Origin of the sequence: Henriciella mobilis (assembly GCF_003576315.1) — a bacterium.
In the GTDB taxonomy this organism is placed as follows: domain Bacteria; phylum Pseudomonadota; class Alphaproteobacteria; order Caulobacterales; family Hyphomonadaceae; genus Henriciella; species Henriciella mobilis.
The window spans coordinates 202,256-223,602 of sequence record NZ_QWFZ01000033.1; the positions used below are offsets into that span (position 1 = coordinate 202,256).

The following is a 21,347-nucleotide window of genomic DNA, read 5'->3' on the forward strand; positions in this document are numbered from 1 at the left end:
GAATGACAAGCCTATTAAACAATGTTCGCTAAGGGCGCAAAACCAGACATTGGAAAGGATACGCCGATGCTATTAAGAAGGATGGATGTCCTTGAACATTATCCACACGTCTGACTGGCAAATCGGCAAGGTGTTTCGCTTCGTCGATGACGGCACGATGGGGCTGCTTCAAGAAGCGCGGCTTTCGGCCATCACGCGACTAGGTGAGCTAGCGCTGGAACATGGTGCCCCTCACGTTGTAGTTGCCGGAGATATCTATGACATGGAGGCGTTGTCGCCACGATCGCTGAACCAACCGTTGGAACGCATCCGGAAGTTCGAGAATGTGAAATGGCACCTTATGCCAGGAAATCACGATCCACATCGGCCACACGGTTTATGGGATCAGCTCATGCGAAGAGGCGTGCCGGACAATGTGATCGTTCATTTCTCCGCTGAACCGAGGATTTTCGAAAGCGATGGATTCGCTGTTCTGCCTGCGCCCCTCCAGTACAGGCGCACTCTTCAGGACCCCACTTCTTATATGGATAAAGCGGCAACCCCGGATGGGGTTATCCGTATAGGTCTAGCGCATGGCACGGTCAGTGGCTTTGGTTCCGAGGACAAAGACGTTCCAAACTATATCAATCCCGGTAGGCCGAAGTCGGCGGGGCTCGCCTATCTGGCCTTGGGCGATTGGCACGGACAAAAGAAGATCAACGACAAGGTCTGGTATAGCGGCACGCATGAAACCGATGCGTTTGATGTCGAGGGCGGTGGCCAGGCGCTTTTGGTCGAAATCCAAAGTGCTGAATCTGCGCCAGTCGTTGCACCGCTGAAGACAGGCTATTACCAGTGGATGACGTATCGCGAGCAGATCAATAGTTATGAAGATGTTGATGCCCTCGCTGCGACCCTGCGCGGCAGTGGAAACGACCTGAGCCAGATTTTGGTGCGCCTTTTTGTCGAGGGTGCGGTTTCACTTCAGGACCGACAGTATTTTGAGGAACAGATCATCGATCAGGTTTCGGCGGCTTTCGGTTATTTGAGGGTCGATGATACTCGGCTCTTCCCGAGTCCCAGCGAAGAGGACCTCGATCAGATCGACCGGGGCGGTTTCGTAAGAACTGCGGCCGATGTCCTGAGGCAGAAGGCTGAGAACATGAGCGATCCCGGCCAGGAGATCGCCGCGCTGGCACTTCAGCGTCTGTACGTCGAGCACATGAAATTGCAGACGAGGAGCCAATGAAAATTCGCTCCATCGCAGTCAATCAGTTCAAGAAGTTTACGACGCCGGTGTGCCTCGACAATATCGGCGGCGGCTTGAACGTCGTCGTCGGTCCCAACGAAATGGGGAAGTCAACGCTACTCGATGCGCTGCGCGCCGCGCTGTTCGAGAAATACAGCTCCAAGGCGCAGCCAATTACAGCGCTACAAAATGACCGGAACCAGGCCGCACCTGTGGTCGAGCTCGCATTCGAGGTCGATGACGGTATTTATCGCATCAGAAAGCGTTTCGTAAAGAAGCCATACGCTCACCTGTTCTGCCCGGACGGAAGAAAGCTGGAGGGCGATGAAGCGGAGGATACGCTGCGCGATCTTCTCGGGTTCGACGAACCCGGCAAGACGGGTGCAAAGCCCGAGACCCTCGGTATGTGGAATGTGCTCTGGGTTCAGCAAGGTCAGTCCTTTGGTGCGCTCGATCTTCCTGACAGCGCGCGCTCAAACCTTCACAGCGCACTGGAGTCGGAGGTCGGTGAGGTTCTAGGTGGCAGGCGAGGAAGGGCCTTGCCCGACGCTGTGGAGAAACAGCTCTCCGAAATTGTCACGTCCACCGGTAAGCCGCGTGGCGGTTACAAGGAGCTAATAGACGAAGTACAGACTCTGAGTTCAGATCTCGAAGCGCTGCAAAACCGCCGCAGCGATCTCTCCAGAACTCTGGAAGGCTTGGAAACCGCACAGGAAACGCTCGCGCGGCTTTCATCGGGAGAGCAAGACCAGAAGGACAAGGAGGAATTGAACGCAGCGCGAAACCGCCATGGTGAGCTTGCCAAGCTGGAATCACGCATTGAGGCTGCGGCGACTGATGTTGAGCTGAAGAAGCGCAATCTGGAACAAGCCGAACAGGCCCTTGCCGAGCGTCGCACTCTAAAAGATCAACTCACGAGCGACGCTGCGACGGTCGAGGCGGCGAAGGAGAAACTCGACGAGGTTCGCGAAAAAGATCGGGAGCTGAGGAAACAAGTCGAGGGGCTTCGGAATTATGCGAAGAAAACCGAGGATGCCGTCACCGAGGCGGATAAGGCTGTGTCGATGGCACGCCGCGTTCTCACTGCCGTTCAGCGCGCGGGCCGCATTCGTGAGCTTCAGGAGCGGTACGAGAAAGCATACGAGGCCGAGAAGAAGCAAAGGGCCGCCCAACAGGGCGCTGCGGCCATTCTCGTGACCGACGAGAATATTGAAGCGATCAGAGATGCCGCGAAGAAATTGGAAACTGCACGTTCCCGCCTTTCTGCCGCCGCGACCCTCGTCTCAATTGATATGCCTTCGGACCGTCTATCCAGGATCGAGGTCGATGGAGCAGCACTTGCGGCCGGTCAGACATCGGTGGAAGCGGTCGAAGGGACGACGATCACCATTCCCGATTATGGCAGCATTTCTGTTCAGCCTGCGATCAAGGACCGGGATAAGCTCATCGCTCAGCAGCGCGAAGCGAACGAAGCCCTCAAGGCAGCGCTTGAGGAGTGCGGGGTCAAATCGGTTGATGTGGCAGAGGAACAACTTGCCAAGCGCGAGAAGCTCTTGCGAGATGTGGAACTTGCCCGACAGGAAGCCGAGTTGCACGCGCCAGAGACGGACGACTATGACGCCGGTGCGGAGCCGCTTGCGGATCACATTGCGGGCCTGAAGGACATTCTCAAACGAGAGCTGAGTGATCTTGGGATCGAGAGCTTGCCATCGGAGAAAGAGGCAGATCAGGCCCTCGCCGCTGCTCAGGAAAGTGCGCAGGAAGTCAGGGACATCCAGGCCACTGCCCGAGCGGCTCTTGGCGGGCCAGAAGAAGAGATGGGCCGTCTCCAGACCGAGTTGGGAAGTGTGAAAGCACGATATGACGATGGGAAAGAACGTCTCGATAAGCTAAAGAGGGTACTGGCCGAAGCCGAAGAGCAGGTTTCAGATGATTATCTTGAAGCCGGTGTGACGACCGCTTCAAGGGCTGTGGCGGATCAGCAGAAAGCTGTCATAGAGCTTGAAGGACAGCGTGAGGGCGAGACGCTGCAGCAAATGGAAGCGCGGATATCACGTTTGGAAACGGCGCTACAGGAGCGTCGTGACAAGCGTTCCGACCTGAACGAGAAAGTTGTCGGGCTAAAGTCGCATATTGAAGCTCTTGAAGGCGCTGGTCTCGACGAAGCTATTCAGCAGAAAGAACGCGAGGTCGAGTTGGCCGACAATCAGCGTCAGCGCTACGAGCGAGAGGTTGCCGTGCTTACCCTTTTGTTATCGACATTGCGGTCCGCCGAGACCGAAGCGAAGGAGCGCTACCTCGAGCCAGTTCTGAAACGCGTTCGTCCCTACTTGCAGCTATTATTTCCCGGCGCTGAGATCGCGATTGATGAGAACCTCCATATCGTTGGCGTCATTCGGGAAAACGGCCACGAAGAATCTTTCGAACATCTGAGCATGGGCACGCAGGAACAAATCGCCGTTCTTGTTCGTCTCGCATTTGCCGAGATGTTAGTCGAGCAAGGTCATCCCGCAACCGTCGTGCTGGATGATGCGCTGGTGTTTTCCGATGATCGGAGAATGGGCCGCATGTTCGATATTCTCAACATGGTGGGGCGGCAGGTTCAGATCATCGTACTTACGTGTCGTGAGCAACTTTTCGAGGGCATTGGCGGTCGCCAATTGTCCCTGAAAACTGCAAGCGGCGAAGAATTGGTTTCAGCATGAGATATTGAACTGATTTAGCGCCGGGATGAATGCCGATCTGTGAAAATTAATACCGGAAGGGGGGAACTCTTGCCATTCGAAGAATCGCTAGATTGGGCGTCCAATGAAAATCGGCCGACTTGGCAGCGCGACGCTTTGCGTCGCCTTGCGGAAAATGGAGAACTGACCGAAGAGGATCTTTCAGTATTACGAACGTATATCGAAGTATCTCAGGGCCTATCGGTGGAGGCACTCCCTGCGCTTGAGCCTTTGGCACAGGAACATCTCTCTGAGGCTTCCAGCAACGCCCCTAAAACAGTTTTGGCTTCCCTTGGGCCTGTGAAGCATGTGGATCGGCTGGAATCGGACCAGCCGCCCATCCGCTTTGCCGTAAACGGGGTTACACTAATCTACGGGCCCAATGGATCGGGTAAAAGCGGCTACTGCCGCATCGCAAAGCAAACATGCCGCGCTCTGGAAACAGGCAAACTGCGAGGTAATGTCTACGACGACACTCCCCCACCCCCGGCGGAGGTGGGTATTAGCTTTCGTGTCGGTGGCGAAGACCAAGAGAAGGACGAACTCGTCTGGCGTGGTGATGAAAAGCCGCCGTCGGAACTCGCCCGAATTTCCGTATTCGATACGGCTTCCGCCAGAGTTTACGTCGATAAAGAGCGCAAGATCGAGTTTCTACCCTACGAGCTGGACCTGCTTAATAAGCTTGGCCTTGCGGTGCGTAGCTTGGACAACGAATTTAAGACACGGGAAGATGCGCTCAATAATGATCTTCGAGTCACTCTGCCGACCGGCTTTAACGAAGGTACGGTAGTTTCAAGTCTTCTAGCTAAAATGGTGCCTGAAACAGCTCTCGCAGATTTGCCGTCCAAAGATGACATCGTAAAGAACGCCGTTTGGACGGATGAGGAGCAGGCTGAGCTAGATCGCCTGATCGAAGAAACCAAGAACGATCCGGTTGCCATCGCGCGTTTACGCCGCGAAGCCAAACAGGCTCTAGGAACAGTGGGGAACAACATCTCCGATTTCGAGAGCAAAATTGGGGATACGGCGATTAAGGCATTATCCGAAAAGCAGAAAGATGCCGTTCGCAAACGCGAGGCTGCTGAGGCAGCAGCAAGCGACCTGTTTAAAGGACAGCCGATTCCCGAAATCGGATCTGAGACATGGGCGCAGATGCTGAGATATGCGCGTGATTTTGCACTGGAAGCTTTCCCTAATGGCGAGCCGCCTCAGATTTCGACAACTGATCGATGCGTTCTATGTCAGCAAGAATTGGACGATGATGCGTCCGCTCGATTGAAGGCGTTCGATGAGTACCTAGAGGATCGGGCCGCTGCGGACGCGGCCGCAGCCAAAACAGCTTTCGATCAGGCCGCAGCCCTAGTTTCGAATTACAGCATCAAGTCCAAAGACGAAGTTGGAACGATTCTCGCGGGCTATAGCGCGTTGGACGATGAGAGAAAGGCACTTGCAGAGAAGATAGGTGAATATTTCGGAAAGGCCAATGCGCGACTGACGCTTCTCAAGAAGGCGTTGAAGGAACAGGACTATACGAAATTTGAAGAGCTAGAGCCTCTCCCGGAATCCATCGTCGACTTGATTTCCGCCGATGAAAAGAAACTGGCTGAGGAAAGCGAGGAATTCGACCGTCTTGCCGCTGACGATCAGGAGGCGAAGAGGTGGGCTCTGAGGATTGCGGAGTTGAGCGACCGCAAGAAGCTGAGCCAGGAAATTGCTGTGATCCTTGATCGTCTGGTTAAGCTTGAAGAACGACTCAAAATTGGCGCTTGCAGAGGCCTTTGTCAGTTACACCCCATCACCCGTCAAATTAATTCGCGTCGTCGAAAACTTCTCACACCGTCTCTAAAGGACGCGCTCAAGGATGAACTATCGGCATTGCATCTGACGCATATCCCGGTCGATCTAAATGATCGTGGTGATTTGGGTAACAGCATAGTCGAAGTGGCTTTGTCCGCCCGACAGCGGGTCGCCAATAATAGCGAAGTCTTGAGCGAAGGGGAACAACGTGGGTTGGCGCTCGCCTGTTTCTTGGCGGAGCTTGAAGAGATAGGCCGAGATCACGGCATCATCATCGACGATCCGGTCTCATCGCTGGACCACTCACGCATGCAATCTGTTGCGCGTCGATTGGCCGAGGAGGCTGCCAAAGGTCGGCAGGTGATTGTCTTCACACACAATATTCTGTTTCATCACATGCTTAGTGCCGAGGCGCGCCGGCTTCAGGTCGCCTGTCACGAAGAATGGATGAGTAGTCTTGGTGAGAGCCGTTTCGGTATTATCGACGATGCACAGAAGCCGAGGCAGATGAAGAACGTGACTGAACGGCTCAATGAAATTGAAGCAAATAGCAAGAGCCTCGATGAGTTGGGATATGATCCGACCGACGAGAAATTGAGAACACTAGTCGTCGGCCTTTATACGCAGATGCGTGATACTTGGGAGAGAATTGTAGAAGAGATCTTACTCAACCGTGTTGTGCAAAGGTTTAGGCCGGAGATCATGACGCAACGGCTTGAAGAAGCATGTATTGATCCCGAAAGTGACTATCCGTTGATATTCGAGGGAATGAAGAGATGTTCCCATTATTCCGGACATGATCCTGCCGAGAGCCTCCCAACAGGCCTCCCTAAAGCGGATGAGATCGTTCAGGATATCGAAGCCCTTAAGCAATTTGCCAAAATCGCTACTGAACGGAGAAGCAAGCTTCGAAAAGGCCGCAAGTATGAACAAGGCGTGGAAGCAATACTTTTGTAAGAGGCAACTACTTTCTCGCCCGTTCCAAACAAGCTCGGATCGACTTGGGCCGTTGCAAGGCAACTACCGTGGTTGGGTCAGTTCGTTTTGAGGCTTCAACTATCGTTTCGTCTGCTTCCGGGATTTAGCAGTCAGGTCGTTGATTCTAGCACGGCGGCGGTTTGTCCTTCTTGCAACACGTCGCCTTCAGCAATGTTCAGAGCGGTTATTACACCCGCAGCCGGGGCGGTATAGGGAACCTCCATTTTCATCACTTCCATGATGAAGAGCTCTTGGCCCTCGGCGACTGTGTCGCCCTGTTTTACCAGCACCTTCCAGACGGTTCCGCCGGTCTCGAGTTCGATCTTGTGTTCAGACATGGTGTCCCGTTCGTTCTTAGGGTCTCAGCGCAAAGGTGCGCGGTCCGAGCAGGTGCGGCAGCTGGCCCTGCACCCGATCCAGCCACTTGCAGAGCATGGGTCGGGTCTCGCGAGGATCGATGAGTTCATGGACCGCCAGTGCCTCGCTTCTTGGAAAGGGTGACTGGCGAGCCGCCAGCATGTCTTCCAGCTCCTGCCGCTTGGCGTCTGGGTCCTCGGCGGCAGCGATCTCTCGACGAAACGCGACCGCTACGCCGCCTTCGACCGGTAGCGGTCCGCTTTCGGCGGAGGGCCAGGCGAGGACATAAGCGTCCGGTCCGTAATGAGCGGCCTGAGCGACGCCAAAACTCCGGCGCACCATGACCGACGCCCATGGCACAGTCGTCATGGCTGCCGTTATGACGGTTCGTGCGCCATGCCGGATTGTCGCTTGCTGTTCGGCCTTGGAGCCGATCATGAAGCCTGGCTCGTCGACAAAGGCCACGATCGGGATGTGGAAGGTCTCGCAAAGCTCGATGAAACGCTGTGCCTTCTGGGCGCCGTCGGCGGTCATCGAGCCGGCGAGATGCCGGCCATCATTGGCCCAGACGCCGATGACATGGCCGTTCAGCCGGGCAAGACCCGTGATCTGGCTGCGTCCATAGCCCTTTCCCATTTCAAAGAAGCTGTCGCGGTCGAGGATCAGCGAAAGCACCCGCCGCATATCAAACGCCCTTCGCCGCTCCCGCGGGACGATCTCGATTAGCGCCTCCTCCTGCCGGTCGACTGGGTCGTCACAGCTGATAGCCGGCGCGAGTTCCCATACATTGTTCGGCATGTAGGACAGGAACCGGCGGATCTGGGCAAGCGCCTCTGTCTCATCTTCGGCGGCGTTATCAACTGCACCGTTGCGTGTGTGAACCTGCGCGCCGCCAAGCTCATCCTTGGTCAGCTTTTCTCCCATGGCGCGCTCAACAACGGCCGGCCCGGCCACGAGCAACTGGGCGGTCGACTTCGACATGACCGAAAAATGCGAGGAAACGAGCCGGGCGGCTGGCAGGCCAGCAACAGCGCCTAGCGCAGCGGACGCCACCGGCAGTGTTCCGAGCGTTTGGCCAACAGACTTGAACCGTGAGGGAGAAAAGACCGGCCCCGGCAAACTCGGACCACCGGACCCACCAACGCTGCCGCCAGCACCCTCATGCAGCCGGACGAGCGGCATCTTGTACTGAAGGGCCAGATCCTCAGCGTAGACTGATTTACGGAGGCCTGCCGGAGATGGCGATCCACCCTTCAGGGTAAAGTCCTCGCCACCGACAATGATCCGGCGGCCATCGATCTTGGCGAAACCGAGCACAAAATTGGCCGGTGTGAAGTCCAGGAACTCGCCATTCTCCCCACGCTCCGAGGCGCCAGCAGCTTTTCCGATTTCCTCAAAACTGTCGTCATCGATCAGGGCCGCTATCCGCTCGCGGATAGTCAGGCGACCTTTGTCGTGCTGGCGCTGGACGCTCGCATCGCCGCCCTGCAGCATGGCCCGCTCCCGGCGCCGTTTGATTTCATCGACTTCTGATTTCCAGCTCATGAAAGCGACATTCGCCTTTGCCTGCCTGGAAGTCAAAGACCGTCAGTCAACCAAGATTATTATCTGATGCGCTTCCGACCATAGCCGCGCGAACAATCCCCCATCCTGTAGATCGATGGCCCCTTTCGGTCCGGGCGGATGTCTTCCGCCTGCCCACGCGATCGCGATTACCTCAGCTGAGTTTCTTGTCGATATATGAGATCAAAGCGTCCAGCTCTGCGAGATTAGACGTTGCGCGCGCTCCTATTGCTTCAAATTCTAGCCGGACTGAGGGCAGCAAGGCTCGGCACTGTTCGAGGAGGCGGCCGCGCTCGCGTACCATGTCATTCATCAAAATGAGCTTCATCCCGGGAACACTACTGGGGTCTTCCTCCGCATACGGGTCATATGCCGCGAGCGACCCCATGACATCGACGAGATTGTCTTCGTCTATTCGGTCGAGGATGCCCTTGATAATCTCGTCAAAGACATATTCATCCTGGGGCTTGTTGACCTCTCGCAGCAGCGCCTGCAATTCGCTTTCACCATCTTGCCTCACGGTGCGCCGGGTCGGCGATCGTTCGAGGACATCCACCAAGACATCTGCGAAACGCGAATAGTCAACGTCGGTGGCACGGAAGGCGGCCATCATCTCGAAGTATATCGGCCAGCCTTTCGGATTGGCGCTCAACTCGTTCCCAGAGAGAACAGCTTCGGGCTTTGCCATTTCCAGGAAGCGATTGAGGTCGGTCCGGGTCGAGAATCGAAAGAATATTCGGTCCGGACAGCTGATCCGAAAAAGAAACAAGCGACCATCATCGATAGTAAAGTCCAGCACGGGGTGTGTTCGCGCCTGTTCTGGTGTGCTGGATAGTTGGGTGATCATCTGCAGATCGTGCAACTCAGAAAGTCTATCAATAATGGTGATGATCGCCCTGTACACTGGATAATTGGCATAGATTGCGGATCGTACAGGCGCGGGCAGCGAAACAGAGAAGCGTCGATCGCCTGAGTTCATGAGGCAATTAAAATGCAGAGTTCTCGGAGTTCAAGCTGAAGAACTTGGTGCGACGCTCACACCAGATTGAATTCGGCAGTCAGGTCCGTTTCAAAAGGTCTGTCAACCTGATGTTTCGGTCATCATGATTGCCACCCCATCTAAAATCACCAACAATATTAAGGTCTGAAAGAACTGAAAAAGGTGGCAACAATCTCAATATAGTCAGAGCTCTATGGTTGCCTCTTAATCAGCGGGTCCGAGGTTCGAATCCTCGTGGGCGCACCACCGTCACATCGACCGCAACAAGGATACACAGCCCGGCAAAGGCCGTGGCGATGAGGGGCCATTGCACGGTCTCGAATGCGGCAAGGCTGCCTGCGCTGTCCAGCGCCCGCACAATGCCGAGCGTGCCGAGCGCATTGTGAAAGGCGATGGTCGCGTAGAGGTCTTCCGTCAGGAAAAAGACCGCGCTTGTTACCAGGCCAATCACGCTCAGAAAAGCGACCATGCTGGGCGTGTTGAATGGCGCGCTGTGGGCAAAGTGATAAACGCCAAACAAGACGCTCGCGATGATGGCTGCTGCCGGAACCGCCAGCCAAGCCCGGTATTCAACACTGCGCCGAACAGAGCCGGCCACTACCGCCCAGCAAACCATGACTTCGGCCATGGAGACCACAAAGACCTGCGCATAGGCGTTCAGGATCACGACCGGATCAAGCGATGGTGCGCCGCCGGCCATGTAGAAAAGCAGGCCGGCAGCGAGCCCGGCAGGTACGAAGAGCGCCGAGCGGCGCAGCGGTCCAAAGCCGCTACGGCGCGGCTGGGCCGATGCTATCGTGAAGCGCCGCCGAAGGACGAGGCCGGCTGCAAGCACGCCGATCAGCAGGTTGGCGAGGATGGCGTAGATCAGTCGCTCTACCACGGCGTCTGGCCGGCCGAGCGTGTTGATGCGCCCCTCGAGCCACCACGTCGCACCTGTCCACGCAATCCACAGGCCTAGCGCCCAGAGGATGGATTGGCCTTTATGTCCTGTCATTGCCTCACACCCGGGTTCAGTCCTTGGGCCGCAGCGCACCTAATTCCCGAGATCGACGCCGAGCTTCGGTACGATCAGCACCATAAGGAAATAGAGCGCAATCGTCAGGGCCGCGCCGAGGGCAAGCGCGCCATAGAAGGGCACGCCGCGATCCAGCAGCCATGGAATGAAGAGGAACATCGGCAGGCTTGGCAGGACATACCAGAAGGTCGCCGCCGAATGCGCCGATAGCCGGGCCGTGTCCTCGGTGTCGCGCCACAGCCAGATCATGCCGAGCACCGAGACCAGTGGCAGTGACGCTATGAGCGCTGCAAAGCCCGGGCTGCGTTTGCCGATCTCCGAGATCGCAACGATGATGATCGCCGACAGCGTGGCCTTGATGAGCAGGTAAAGCATGGTGTCTCCGGTACGATTTCAGCCAGTCCACGGCTTGCGATAGCAGGTTTTGCGCACCCTCGCGCTCATTGCGCCGGCGGGGCAGGCTGGGCCGCTTCGATACGGTGCTCTTCTGTGATGAGCAGCGCCTTCGGACTGCTGGAGAGGGCATTCTCCAGGTGAACGCCCATGCGCCAGACATGATAGGTGCACCGGTGAAGCCAGCGCATCGTTTCGAGCTGGCGCATGGCGATGTCTGCATCGAGCTCGGCCTCGGTCATGTGGGCGATGGCGGCATGGCGCAGCGTCTCGCGCTGGTCACGGAAGTCCTGGCGCGCCGCATCGAGGCGCTCGACAAGCTCGCCAGTGAAGCCGCCGTCATGGATTTCGCCCAGGATCGGCTTCAGGCTGCGGGCCGCGGCCTGGATATCGCCTTGCGCAAAGCTGAGCCGCGCCTCCCGCAGGCCCGCCATGCGTCGTTGCAGGCGGGACATATGATCAAGGGCATGCAGGACAGATTGCAGGCGGTAATTGGCCGGCGAGCCCGGATCGGTCCGGATGCGAACAACATAGTCCGACAGCTCTTCCAGCGCGGCCCCCTCGGCATCGGTCGAACCGAGATGGCGGGCTGACGGATTGGTCAGGATCCGCTCCAGCTTGTGGACCAGGCTCAGGGCGATGCGGTTCGCCTGCCCGGCGGCGGCGTCTGTCGCGGCGGTGCCATCGCGCAGGAGGCGGTCTTCCAGTTCGCCGAACATCTCGCCCTCGCGGCCGGGAACGATGGTCTCGATCAGCCGGGCGAACTGGCGCGTGAAGCCGATGATCACGATGACGCCCAGTATGTTGAACGTGGAATGGAAGGCGACGAGCGCGATCTGCGCGTCGCCGGCCTGGTCGAGCGCCAGCCAGTTCGAGATGATCATCGCGAAGGGCGTCAGGATGCAGAAGGCCATGATGCCGGTCATCAGGTTGTAGACGACGTGGGCATAGCCGGTGCGGCGCATGGCGGTGCCGCGCCCGAGCGTCGCCAGGAAGGCGGTGAAGGTCGTGCCGACATCCATGCCGATGACGAGGGCGGCGGCCTGGCTGAAGGAGATGGCGCCCACGCTGAGCGCGACCAGCGCGGTTGCCACGCCGGCGCTCGAGGACTGGGTGACAATGGTGACGAGGATACCGATCCCGACAAGCTGCAGGCGACCGAAGATGGTGTCGCCCGGAAACGTGTCCGGCGTGACCGCGCTCTCCAGCACCGACATGCCCGATTGCAGCGCGTCGATGCCGATGAAGATCAGGCTGAAGCCGGCAATCGCCCAGCCGGTTTTCTGGATCCAGCCGCGGGTGAACAGGTTCAGCATCGCACCGAGGAAGGCGAGCGGAAAGACCAGCGCTGTCAGCTCGAGCTTGAAGCCGACCAGGGCGACGATCCAGCCGGTAATGGTCGTTCCGATGTTCGCGCCGAAGATGATGCCAAGCGCCTGGTTGAAGCTCAGCAGGCCAGCGCCGACAAAGCCGACCGCTGCCACGGTCGTGGCACTTGAGGATTGCAGGATCGCGGTGGCCATTGCCCCGGTCACCGCACCGCTGAGCGGGCTTTGCGTGAAGCGCACCAGCAGCTTGCGAAGCGTCTCTTCCGCAAGGCCTTTCAGCCCGTCGGTCAGCACCTGCATGCCGACGAGGAACAGGCCGAGGCCGCCGAGGAATGTAAACAGGCTATCCATCAGTCACAGCGCGAGACCCGTTTGCTACAGCCTGCGAGTTTTGGCGCCCGGCGCGGGCGGGTGCAAGTGTGGAGACTACGGATAGGCGCGCCGGCCGGGTCGAGCGGTCAGACGAAGTCTTCAGTGTCGATGGTTCGTTGCAGGCGCTCGGGATAACGGTGTCCCGAGACGGTCGACTGGTTGATCAGCCTGTCGGCCTTGTCGAGGACGTCCTGGCTGACATTGAGAGCCAGCGTCTCGAAATTCTCTTCAAGATGAGGAATGGACGCCGTTCCAGGGATGACATGGACATGGTCGCCGCGCGACAGGACCCAGCTCAGGGCAAGCTGCGCCGGCGTGATGCCCGCCCCGTCTGCGAGCGCGTTGAACTGTTCGACCAATGCCAGGTTCGCCGGCCAGTTGGTCTCGTCGAAGCGCGGATGCGTGCGCCGCAGATCCTTGTCTGGCAGCGTGCTCGGATCCTTCACACCGCGCGCGAGCGCGCCCCGGGCGACCGGTGAGAAGGCAACGAAAGCCACGCCGAGCTCGCCGCAGGTCTCGAGCACGCCCAGCTCCGGATTGCGGGTCCACAGGGAGTATTCGGTCTGCATCGCTCCGACCGGGTGCTCGGCATGGGCGGCGCGCAGCGTGGCCGACGACATCTCCGAAAGACCGATCGCGCCGATCTTGCCTTCCGTCTTCAGGTCCGCCAGCGCGCCGACGCTCTCTTCGATGGGCGTGTTGAAGTCGCGCCGGTGCAGGTAATAGAGGTCGATACGGTCGACACCCAGCGTCGCAAGGCTCTTGTCCACGGCCCGGCGGATGGTGGCCGGCTGGCAGTCGATGCGGCGCTTGCCGTCGTCGAACTCGATCCCGCATTTCGAGGCGAGGAAGACCTCGTCACGGCGTGTCTTCAGCACGCGTGACAGCAGCTTTTCATTGTGGCCGAGACCGTAGAGCCGCGCGGTGTCGAAATGATCATAGCCAAGGTCGAGGGCACGGTTCAGCAGTCTTTCGCCATCTTCGTCGCTCGGAAGCGGGAAGTAGGCCTGGCTGAGTGACATGCACCCCAGGCCGACTGGGTTGAGGTCTGTTCCGCCAATGGCGCGCTTCGAGAATGTCATAGAGGCAGTCCGATATAATTTTCCGCAATCGAGGTCTGTGCTGCCCTCGAACCGGCAATATAGTCAAGCTCGGCCACCTGCATGCGCCGGCCGAAAGCCCCGCCATCCGGGAAGCGGTGCATCAGCGTCGTCAGTGTCCAGGAGAAGCGTTCCGACTTCCACACCCGGGCAAGGGCGGTCTGCGAATAGGCGTCGATACCCTCGCTCTTGCCGTCCTTGAAATACTGGATCATCGCGCGCGACAGATAAGCCACATCCGAAGAGGCGAGGTTGAGTCCCTTGGCCCCGGTTGGTGGCACGATGTGGGCGGAGTCGCCTGCCAGGAACAGGCTGCCATACCGCATCGGTTCGAAAACATAGGACCGCAGCGGGGCGATGGATTTTTCCAGCGCCGGCCCACGGGTGATGTGGCTGGCCGCATCGGGGCCGAGGCGCGTCGCCAGTTCGTCCCAGAGCCGGTCGTCGGGCCAGTCCGACAACTTCTCGTCGAGCGGGACCTGGATGTAATAGCGCGAGCGCGTCTTCGAACGCATGGAGGCGAGCGCAAATCCGTTCTCGTGATTGGCGTAGATCAGCTCGTCATTACAGGGGGGCACATCCGCAAGGATGCCGAGCCAGCCAAACGGGTAGACCCGCTCATAGGCCCGGCCGACAGCGTCTGGAATGGCCTTGCGGGACGGGCCGTGAAAGCCGTCGCATCCGGCGATGAAGCGGGCATCCACGCGGTGCTCGGTGCCGTTCTTCAGGTAGGTGACATATGGGCTTTCGCTGTCGATATCGTGCAGGGCAACATCTTCGGCCTCGTACACCACCTCGACGCCCCGCGCCGCGCTGGCGTCCATCAGGTCCCTTGTGACCTCGGTCTGGCCGTAGACCATGACAGACCGGCCAGTCAGCTCGGCCATGTTTATGTGGATCAGGCGTTCGCCATCGGCCAGGAAGAAGCCTTCATGCGGCAGGCCTTCCTTGTGCATGCGCTCGCCAAGGTCGAGTTCGTCGAGAAGATCGACGGTGACCTGCTCAAGCACGCCCGCCCGGATGCGCGAGAGCACATAGTCGGACGACTTGCGTTCGAGCACGACAACATCGATGCCGGCCTGGCGAAGCAGGTGGGCGAGCATGAGGCCAGCCGGACCGGCCCCGATGATGGCGACATCGGTTTTCATCACTTCATGCCCTGTTCGAGTTCGTAGAGCGTCTCGTAGCAGGGCAGGACCTTTGCGACTGAGCTGTTCGGCTCGCGGCCTTCCCTTATGGCGGCGATGAATTCGCGGTCCTGCAACTCGATGCCGTTCATCGAAATGTCGACCTTCGAGACATCGACCGGCTCCTCGCGGCCTGTGACAAGGTCGTCATAGCGCGCGATGTAGGTGCCATTGTCACAGATATAGCGGAAGAAGGTGCCGAGCGGGCCGTCATTGTTGAAGGACAGTGACAGCGTGCAGATCTTGCCGGTCTCGGTCTTCAGCTGGATCGACATGTCCATGGCGATGCCGAGCTCAGGATGGTGCGGGCCCTCAACGGCCTGCGCGACGACGACTTTCTCGCCGGTCTGGTACTGGAAGAGGTCGACGGTGTGCGCGGCATGATGCCATAGCAGGTGGTCGGTCCAGCTGCGCGGCTCGCCCTTGGCGTTGGTGTTGGTGCGGCGGAAGAAATAGGTCTGCACATCCATCTGCTGGATCGAGAGTTCGCCGGCCTTGATCTTGTTGTGCACCCATTGGTGGGACGGGTTGAAGCGGCGCGTATGGCCGACCATGCAGACAAGGCCGGTTTCCTTCTGCTTGGCCATGACGGCCTGCGCGTCGTCCCAGCTGTCGGCGAGCGGGATCTCGACCTCGACATGCTTGCCCGCATTCATGCAGGCGATCGCCTGGGCGGCGTGCATCTGCGTCGGTGTGCACAGGATGACCGCGTCGACGTCATCCATGGCGAGGACCTCATCGAGGTCTGTCGTCGCCGTCGCGATGCCGCGCCGGTCAGCAATCTCTTTCGTCTTTTCGAGCGTACGGCCGACCAGGGCAACGACCTCCACGCCTTCAATCTTGTCGAGTCCGTCGAGGTGCTTTTCGCCAAAGGCGCCGGCGCCAGCGAGTGCGAGTTTCATCAGGCATTCTCCAATACGATGTGTCCCAGGGCCGTATTCGAGGCCGGGACGTGATAGTGGCGGTGAAGTTCGCGGACATCGCCCTGCAGGGCGCCGCGCATGATCAGCCACATGACCATTTCGATCCCTTCCGAGCCGGTCTCGCGCAGGTATTCGATCGCTTCGATGCTGCGCAGGCGCTGTGGATCGGCCGTCAGGTCGTCGAGGAATTTCTGGTCCCATTCCTGGTTGATGAGACCGGCGCGAGGTCCTTGCAGCTGGTGGCTCATGCCGCCCGTGCCCCAGATCTGGACGTTCAGGTCTTCAGGATAGTCGGCAACGGCCCGTGCAATGGCTTCGCCAAGCTTCCAGCAGCGCTCGCCGGACGGGACAGGGTAGGTGACCACATTCACGGCGATCGGGACGACCTTCACGGGCCACGCATCAGGCTGCCCGAACATGGCAGATAGCGGCACGGTCAGCCCGTGATCGACATCCATCTTGTTGATGATGGTCATGTCGAACTCGTCGATGATCAGGCTCTGCGCGATGTGCCAGGCAAAATCGGCATCATTCTTCACGACAGGGACGGGCCTCGGGCCCCAGCCCTCATCGGCGGGTTCGAATTCCTCCGCACAGCCGATCGCGAAGGTCGGGATCAGGTTCATGTCGAAGGCGGAAGCGTGGTCGTTGTAGACGAGGATCACGACATCCGGCTTGTTCTCCGGTTTGCGGATCCATTCCTTTGTCCACTCATAGCCGGCGAAGATCGGCTTGAAGTAGTCCTCTTCGGTCTTGCCCTGGTCGATGGCCACGCCGATCAGCGGGACATGGCTCGTGGCGATGCCTGCGGTCAGCCTGGCCATGTCAGGTGCCCTCCCTGATGGAACGAACACCGTCGGGCGAGCGGCCGCCGGCCATCATCATGGCCTTGTAGTCCTCGACGCTCATGCCGGTCATCGTCGAGACGGCCTGGACGAAGGACTGGCCATCGGTGGAGAACAGCTTGGCGAGGTAGTAGATGTTGCCGCCAAGATCGAGCAGGCGGTTATAGTCGCGCGCGAGGACGGCCTCTTTCTGCGCGTCGGTCAGTTTCCAGTCGGCGAGATAGGCCGCTTCGTCAGCGCGCCAGCGCTCCCGGTTTTCCGGCTTCATCAGGCTCATGCAGAACTGGTTCAGCCAGTAACCCTGTCGGGCGCGCCTGGTCGTATAGACCCGCGTGCCGGGGATATCGTCGAACTCGCTCATATAGTCGCTGACGCTTCTATGCATCGGCCATCAGCCTTTCGATGATCTTCCGCGCATGGGCACCGCCGGAATCGATGGACAGGACGCGCAGCTTCATGTCCGGATTGAGGGCGATATTCTTCTGCTGGCCTTCAAGGACTTCGATGTCTTCATTGAAGATGTTGTCCTGGCCGGCCTTGATGCGCGCGGTCACGCCGGCATCGTGAATGTCGAAATTGCGCGCCATGCCCCAAAAGTAGTGGCAGCTCGTCTCGGTCTCCGGTGTCATCGAGTCGATGACGAAACCGCGCACGCCGGAGTCGTGACTTTCCAGCGTGTCGCCCGCCTCGACCGGCGAAACGCCGACATCGATGATGACCGAGCAAGGCTCGATGAACTGGCAGATCTGCCAGCGGTCGACCTTGCCGGTTTTCTTCAGGGCTTCGCGCCAGAAGGGCGGCGGATCGATATTCGGCATCCAGCGCGACAGGAATACCTCATCGCCTTCCACCCGCGTTTCGAGCGGCGCCTCCATCAGTTCCTTCTGGCCGATGGACCCCATGTGGACATAGGTCTCGTGGGTCAGGTCCATGAGATTGTCGATGAACAGGCGATAGTCGCAATTCACCTTCATGTAGCCGCCATCGAAGACCCAGCCTTCGGCCGAGCAGGGCCAGAAGTCGGGGACCAGATTTTCGTCGGCCTTCTCGGGCTCTCCGATCCAGACCCAGACATAGCGGTGCTTCTCGACGACCGGGTAAACCGGCGTGGTGATCTTCTCATTGACCCGCTCATGGGTCAGCGGCATCTCGCACGGCTTGCCTTCCGGCGCGATGACCATGCCGTGATACTTGCAGCGGATATTGTCGCCCTCGCGCATGCCCATGGAGAGCGGCAGCAAACGGTGCGGACAGGCGTCGCGCATGGCGACAGCCGTGCCGTCGAGCTTGCGGTACAGTACGATCGGCTCGTTGCAGATCATCCGCGCGAGCGGCGCATTGGCGACTTCGCCATCCCAGGCGGCGACATACCATCTGTTGCGGATAAAGGTCACTTTCCCATCTCCTTCAGCCTTGCGTCCAGACGCGGATAGACCCGCCTTGCATTGCCCTCGAAGATCGCATGGCGATCCTCCGCGGAGAGGTTCAGCGCATCGACATAGCGTTTGGTGTCGTCGAAATACTGGCCGGTCTGCGGGTCGATGCCGCGCACGGCCCCGACCATTTCCGAGCCGAAAAGGATGTTCTTCGTGTCTATCACCTCGAACAGGAGATCGATGCCCGGCTGGTGATAGACGCAGGTATCGAAATAGACGTTCTGCATGACATGACCGTCGAGCGCGGGCTGGTCGAGCATGTCGGCGAGGCCGCGATAGCGCCCCCAATGATAGGGTACCGCGCCGCCGCCATGCGGGATGATGAAGCGCAGTTCCGGGAAGTCCCTGAAAAGGTCGCCTTCGATGAACTGCATGAAGGCGTTCGTGTCGGCGGCGATGTAATAGCTGCCCGTGGCGTGGAATGTCGGATTGCACGAGCCCGAAACGTGGATCATGGCTGGCACGTCGAGCTCGCACATGGCTTCGTAGAACGGGTACCAGTAGCGGTCCGTCAGCGGAGGCGTCGTCCAGTGGCCGCCCGACGGGTCAGGGTTGAGGTTGCAGCCGACAAAGCCGAGCTCGTTCACGCAGCGGTGCAGCTCCGCGATTGAGGCTGTCATGTCAGCCTTCGGGTTTTGCGGCAGCATGCCGACGCCGATGAAGGTCTCCGGGTAAAGATCGACGACCCGGGCAATGAGGTCGTTGCAGGCGCGCGACCAGTCGATCGCCGTTTCCGGGTCGCCGACATGTGGCTCCATGCGGGAGGCGCGTGGCGAGAAGATCGTCATGTCGGCGCCGCGCTCGCGCAGCAGTCTCAGCTGGTTGGCCTCGATACCTTCCCGGATTTCGTCATCGCTGATGTGCGGACGGTCTGGCCGGGGCAGCGACGGGTCCTTAAGGCGCGCCTTCTGCGCCGCGCGGTAGTCGAGGTGCTTCTGGGGGGCAACCGTATGGTGCCCATGACAGTCGATGATGAGGCTCATGCGGTGCGCGCCTCCTTTGTCCCTGAAATGAGCGAGAGTTTGTCTTCCAGCCGCGTGGGCGGTGTGTGATGGCCCAGCAGGCCAAGCTCTCGCTGGCGGCGGACGGTACCTCGCGTCAGTGCCGGCTGGATGCCGAGACTCTCAAGCGTGGCGCAGACCTCTTCCATTTCCGCGGCCCGGCGACTGCCGTGAACCAGCATGCGCTCGAGATTATAGTTTGCGCGGCCTGGCCATTCCGCGCCGAGCGATTCCAAGACCTCATCGACGACACCGGCTGCATCGGCGGCCAGCACGCATTCGGCGGTCAGCGCCTCAATGCCTTTCACCATGACGGACCGGATCATCTTGATGACCGACGCGCGGCCGATCTCAGCACCGACCTGGCGGACCTTGCCGAACCCCAGCGCCTTGAGGGCCCGCTCGCCGTCTTCGGCATGCGGCCCGCTGAGCAGGAGCGGCACATCCAGCTGCGCGGGGTAGACCGGCGACATTACCGCGACATCGACATAGCGCCCGCCAGCCGCCCCGATGAAGATGGCTGCCTCGCGCTTGCGCTGCGGGGCGACTGAATTCATGTCGAAAAAGAGTGTGCCTTCGTTGAGGTAGCCAGACGCCGTCTTGGCTGCGGCAAGCGACTGGTCGGCTGTGACCAGGGACAGGACCTGATCGCCACTGGAAATGGCGTCTTCGCAAGACGCAGAGGCGTCCACGCCCGCCGCTCCGAAGTCGCGCATCTTGGCGTCGCGGGCTCCCGCATCGTCCAGCTTCAGGTCGTAACCAAAGGCATCACCTGTCCAGCGGGGATCGGACGCAAATGCGCTCGCGGCTTCGCCAAATCCGAGAAATGCCGTGCGGACAGTCATGGCGTCTGGATAGGCACATGTCCCGGGCGTGCGCCAATTGGAAGTCGATCCAGACTATAAGCTTAAACGAACAGAATATCTTGTGCTGAAATGTCCTTCAGCGTGTCGATGAACTCCGATTGCAGGCGCGTCGGCCGCCAGCCTTCGCGATAGGTCAGGCCGATCGTGCGGGTGAGGGTTTCGGGCGCATTGGCGAGCACCGTCAGCCAGCCGGCTTCGAGCTCGACTTTCACCTGGTCGGGCGACAGCAGGGTCAGGCAGTCCGTTTTCATCAGGATCTGCCTGATGGTGATGACCGAGCCGCATTCGACCCGTACACGTGGGCACGCGATACCGATTTCGTCGAACATGGCCTCCCAGCGGTCACGCAGCGGCACGCCCTTTTGCGGGACGCACCACTCAAAGGCTGCAACGTCCTCAAGCGTAACCGCTTCGGCCTTCTGCGCCAGGGGGTGGCTCGAGCGGGCCAGGATGACGGGCCGGTCATTGAAGAGGGGCGCCTGCACGAGGTCCGGGCCGGGCGGCGGGTCGCGCAAGGCGCCGATCAGGAAGTCGAGGTCGCCGTCACGCAATGGTTCGATCAGTTCGACATGCGAGCCCTCAGCCACGAAGATCTGGCTGCCCGGATTGCGGTCCTGGAAGGCCACAATGCTGCTCGGCAGGACGCGGGCCCGGCAGAGCGGCATCGCCCCGATCGAAAGCTGACCGGCTCTCTGGCCAAGCATCTGGCGTATCTCGTCAATCGCGGCGGCGAGTTCCGCGTGCGCGATCCGGTAGCGGCGGGCGGCGGCCTTGCCGGCATTGGTCAGCTCCACGCCGCGGCCCCGGCGTTTGGCGAGACGCATACCGAGCGAGGCTTCGAGGTCGGCGACCGCGCGATGCAGCGAGGCCTTGGCAAGCCCAGTGGCGGCGCTGGCCTCGGCATAGCTGCCGCCCCGCGCGAGCGCGACAAAGGCGCGGACCTGGGCGTGCGTGACTTTCGGCGAGCGGATCAGTTCGAGTGCGGCGGCGGCGCGGGGGGCGAGCAGGTGACCGGCCTGCGTCGGCACCATGCCATCGCTCTGACGGTCGAAAAGACGCACATTCAGCTGGTCCTCGAGCCTGACCAGGCCCTGCGTCAGCGCTGGTTGCGAAATATGTACGGCCCGGGAGGCGGCCAGCAGTGTTCCCAGTTCGAAGGTTTTTACGAACGCCCGCAAATGGCGGAGATTGAAATCCCAGGGATCCATCGCCCGACTATTAGCATATGCTTA

18 protein-coding genes are annotated in these 21,347 nt (G+C 59.7%); 3 read left to right on the forward strand and 15 right to left on the reverse strand.

Going from position 1 to position 21,347, the window contains the following annotated elements:
- The first annotated feature begins 91 nt into the window (after positions 1 to 91).
- From D1227_RS15695 to D1227_RS15705, 3 genes are all read left to right on the forward strand, one after another.
- Positions 92 to 1,228 (forward strand): metallophosphoesterase family protein, encoded by a 1,137-nt coding sequence (locus D1227_RS15695; protein WP_158586677.1) that lies wholly within the window; start codon positions 92 to 94, stop codon positions 1,226 to 1,228.
- Positions 1,225 to 3,933 carry an AAA family ATPase gene (locus D1227_RS15700; RefSeq protein WP_119405313.1) on the forward strand — a complete coding sequence of 903 codons (2,709 nt, stop codon included), beginning with the start codon at positions 1,225 to 1,227 and terminating at the stop codon, positions 3,931 to 3,933. The genes D1227_RS15695 and D1227_RS15700 overlap by 4 nt, the downstream gene beginning before the upstream one ends.
- A 69-nt stretch (positions 3,934 to 4,002) precedes the next feature.
- The gene (locus D1227_RS15705) at positions 4,003 to 6,705 is read left to right on the forward strand and encodes an AAA family ATPase (protein WP_147373335.1); all 2,703 of its coding nucleotides are present in this window, start codon (positions 4,003 to 4,005) and stop codon (positions 6,703 to 6,705) included.
- A gap of 131 nt (positions 6,706 to 6,836) precedes the next feature.
- Here D1227_RS15705 and D1227_RS15710 read toward each other — a convergent pair whose 3' ends face one another.
- The 15 genes from D1227_RS15710 to D1227_RS15780 all read right to left on the reverse strand — a co-directional run bounded on the left by D1227_RS15710 (position 6,837) and on the right by D1227_RS15780 (position 21,323).
- Positions 6,837 to 7,064 carry an acyl-CoA carboxylase biotin carboxyl carrier protein subunit gene (locus D1227_RS15710; protein ID WP_119405315.1) on the reverse strand — a complete coding sequence of 76 codons (228 nt, stop codon included), beginning with the start codon at positions 7,062 to 7,064 and terminating at the stop codon, positions 6,837 to 6,839.
- 16 nt (positions 7,065 to 7,080) lie between these two features.
- The gene (locus tag D1227_RS15715; protein WP_119405316.1) at positions 7,081 to 8,628 is read right to left on the reverse strand and encodes an acyl-CoA carboxylase subunit beta; all 1,548 of its coding nucleotides are present in this window, start codon (positions 8,626 to 8,628) and stop codon (positions 7,081 to 7,083) included.
- 172 nt (positions 8,629 to 8,800) lie between these two features.
- Positions 8,801 to 9,625: a hypothetical protein gene (locus D1227_RS15720; protein ID WP_147373336.1), complete on the reverse strand. Its 825-nt coding sequence runs from the start codon at positions 9,623 to 9,625 to the stop codon at positions 8,801 to 8,803.
- 229 nt (positions 9,626 to 9,854) lie between these two features.
- Complete coding sequence (locus D1227_RS15725; RefSeq protein WP_119405318.1) at positions 9,855 to 10,643, reverse strand: CPBP family glutamic-type intramembrane protease; 789 nt, start codon at positions 10,641 to 10,643, stop codon at positions 9,855 to 9,857.
- Between the two features lie 39 nt (positions 10,644 to 10,682).
- Positions 10,683 to 11,039, reverse strand: coding sequence for a DUF3147 family protein (locus tag D1227_RS15730; protein WP_119405319.1), 357 nt, complete (start codon positions 11,037 to 11,039; stop codon positions 10,683 to 10,685).
- A gap of 65 nt (positions 11,040 to 11,104) precedes the next feature.
- Positions 11,105 to 12,736, reverse strand: a complete 1,632-nt coding sequence (locus D1227_RS15735) for a Na/Pi cotransporter family protein (protein ID WP_119376921.1) — start codon at positions 12,734 to 12,736, stop codon at positions 11,105 to 11,107.
- Between the two features lie 107 nt (positions 12,737 to 12,843).
- On the reverse strand, positions 12,844 to 13,839 hold the full coding sequence (locus D1227_RS15740; protein ID WP_119405320.1) for an aldo/keto reductase: 996 nt from the start codon (positions 13,837 to 13,839) through the stop codon (positions 12,844 to 12,846).
- Complete coding sequence (gene pobA / locus D1227_RS15745; RefSeq protein WP_119405321.1) at positions 13,836 to 15,005, reverse strand: 4-hydroxybenzoate 3-monooxygenase; 1,170 nt, start codon at positions 15,003 to 15,005, stop codon at positions 13,836 to 13,838. The genes D1227_RS15740 and pobA overlap by 4 nt, the downstream gene beginning before the upstream one ends.
- Positions 15,005 to 15,946 carry a Gfo/Idh/MocA family oxidoreductase gene (locus tag D1227_RS15750; RefSeq protein ID WP_119405322.1) on the reverse strand — a complete coding sequence of 314 codons (942 nt, stop codon included), beginning with the start codon at positions 15,944 to 15,946 and terminating at the stop codon, positions 15,005 to 15,007. The genes pobA and D1227_RS15750 overlap by 1 nt, the downstream gene beginning before the upstream one ends.
- Positions 15,946 to 16,791 (reverse strand): class III extradiol dioxygenase subunit beta, encoded by an 846-nt coding sequence (locus tag D1227_RS15755; RefSeq protein WP_119405323.1) that lies wholly within the window; start codon positions 16,789 to 16,791, stop codon positions 15,946 to 15,948. The genes D1227_RS15750 and D1227_RS15755 overlap by 1 nt, the downstream gene beginning before the upstream one ends.
- Before the next feature lies 1 nt (position 16,792).
- A complete protein-coding gene (gene ligA / locus D1227_RS15760; RefSeq protein WP_119376916.1) occupies positions 16,793 to 17,197 on the reverse strand; it encodes a protocatechuate 4,5-dioxygenase subunit alpha in 405 nt (134 codons plus the stop codon).
- Entirely contained in the window at positions 17,190 to 18,206 is a 1,017-nt protein-coding gene (locus tag D1227_RS15765) for an aromatic ring-hydroxylating dioxygenase subunit alpha (protein ID WP_119405324.1), read from the reverse strand. The genes ligA and D1227_RS15765 overlap by 8 nt, the downstream gene beginning before the upstream one ends.
- On the reverse strand, positions 18,203 to 19,231 hold the full coding sequence (locus tag D1227_RS15770; RefSeq protein ID WP_119405325.1) for an amidohydrolase family protein: 1,029 nt from the start codon (positions 19,229 to 19,231) through the stop codon (positions 18,203 to 18,205). The genes D1227_RS15765 and D1227_RS15770 overlap by 4 nt, the downstream gene beginning before the upstream one ends.
- Positions 19,228 to 20,094 (reverse strand): NAD(P)-dependent oxidoreductase, encoded by an 867-nt coding sequence (locus tag D1227_RS15775; protein WP_119405326.1) that lies wholly within the window; start codon positions 20,092 to 20,094, stop codon positions 19,228 to 19,230. The genes D1227_RS15770 and D1227_RS15775 overlap by 4 nt, the downstream gene beginning before the upstream one ends.
- Positions 20,095 to 20,156: 62 nt before the next feature.
- On the reverse strand, positions 20,157 to 21,323 hold the full coding sequence (locus D1227_RS15780; RefSeq protein WP_119405327.1) for a LysR family transcriptional regulator: 1,167 nt from the start codon (positions 21,321 to 21,323) through the stop codon (positions 20,157 to 20,159).
- Positions 21,324 to 21,347: the final 24 nt, after the last annotated feature.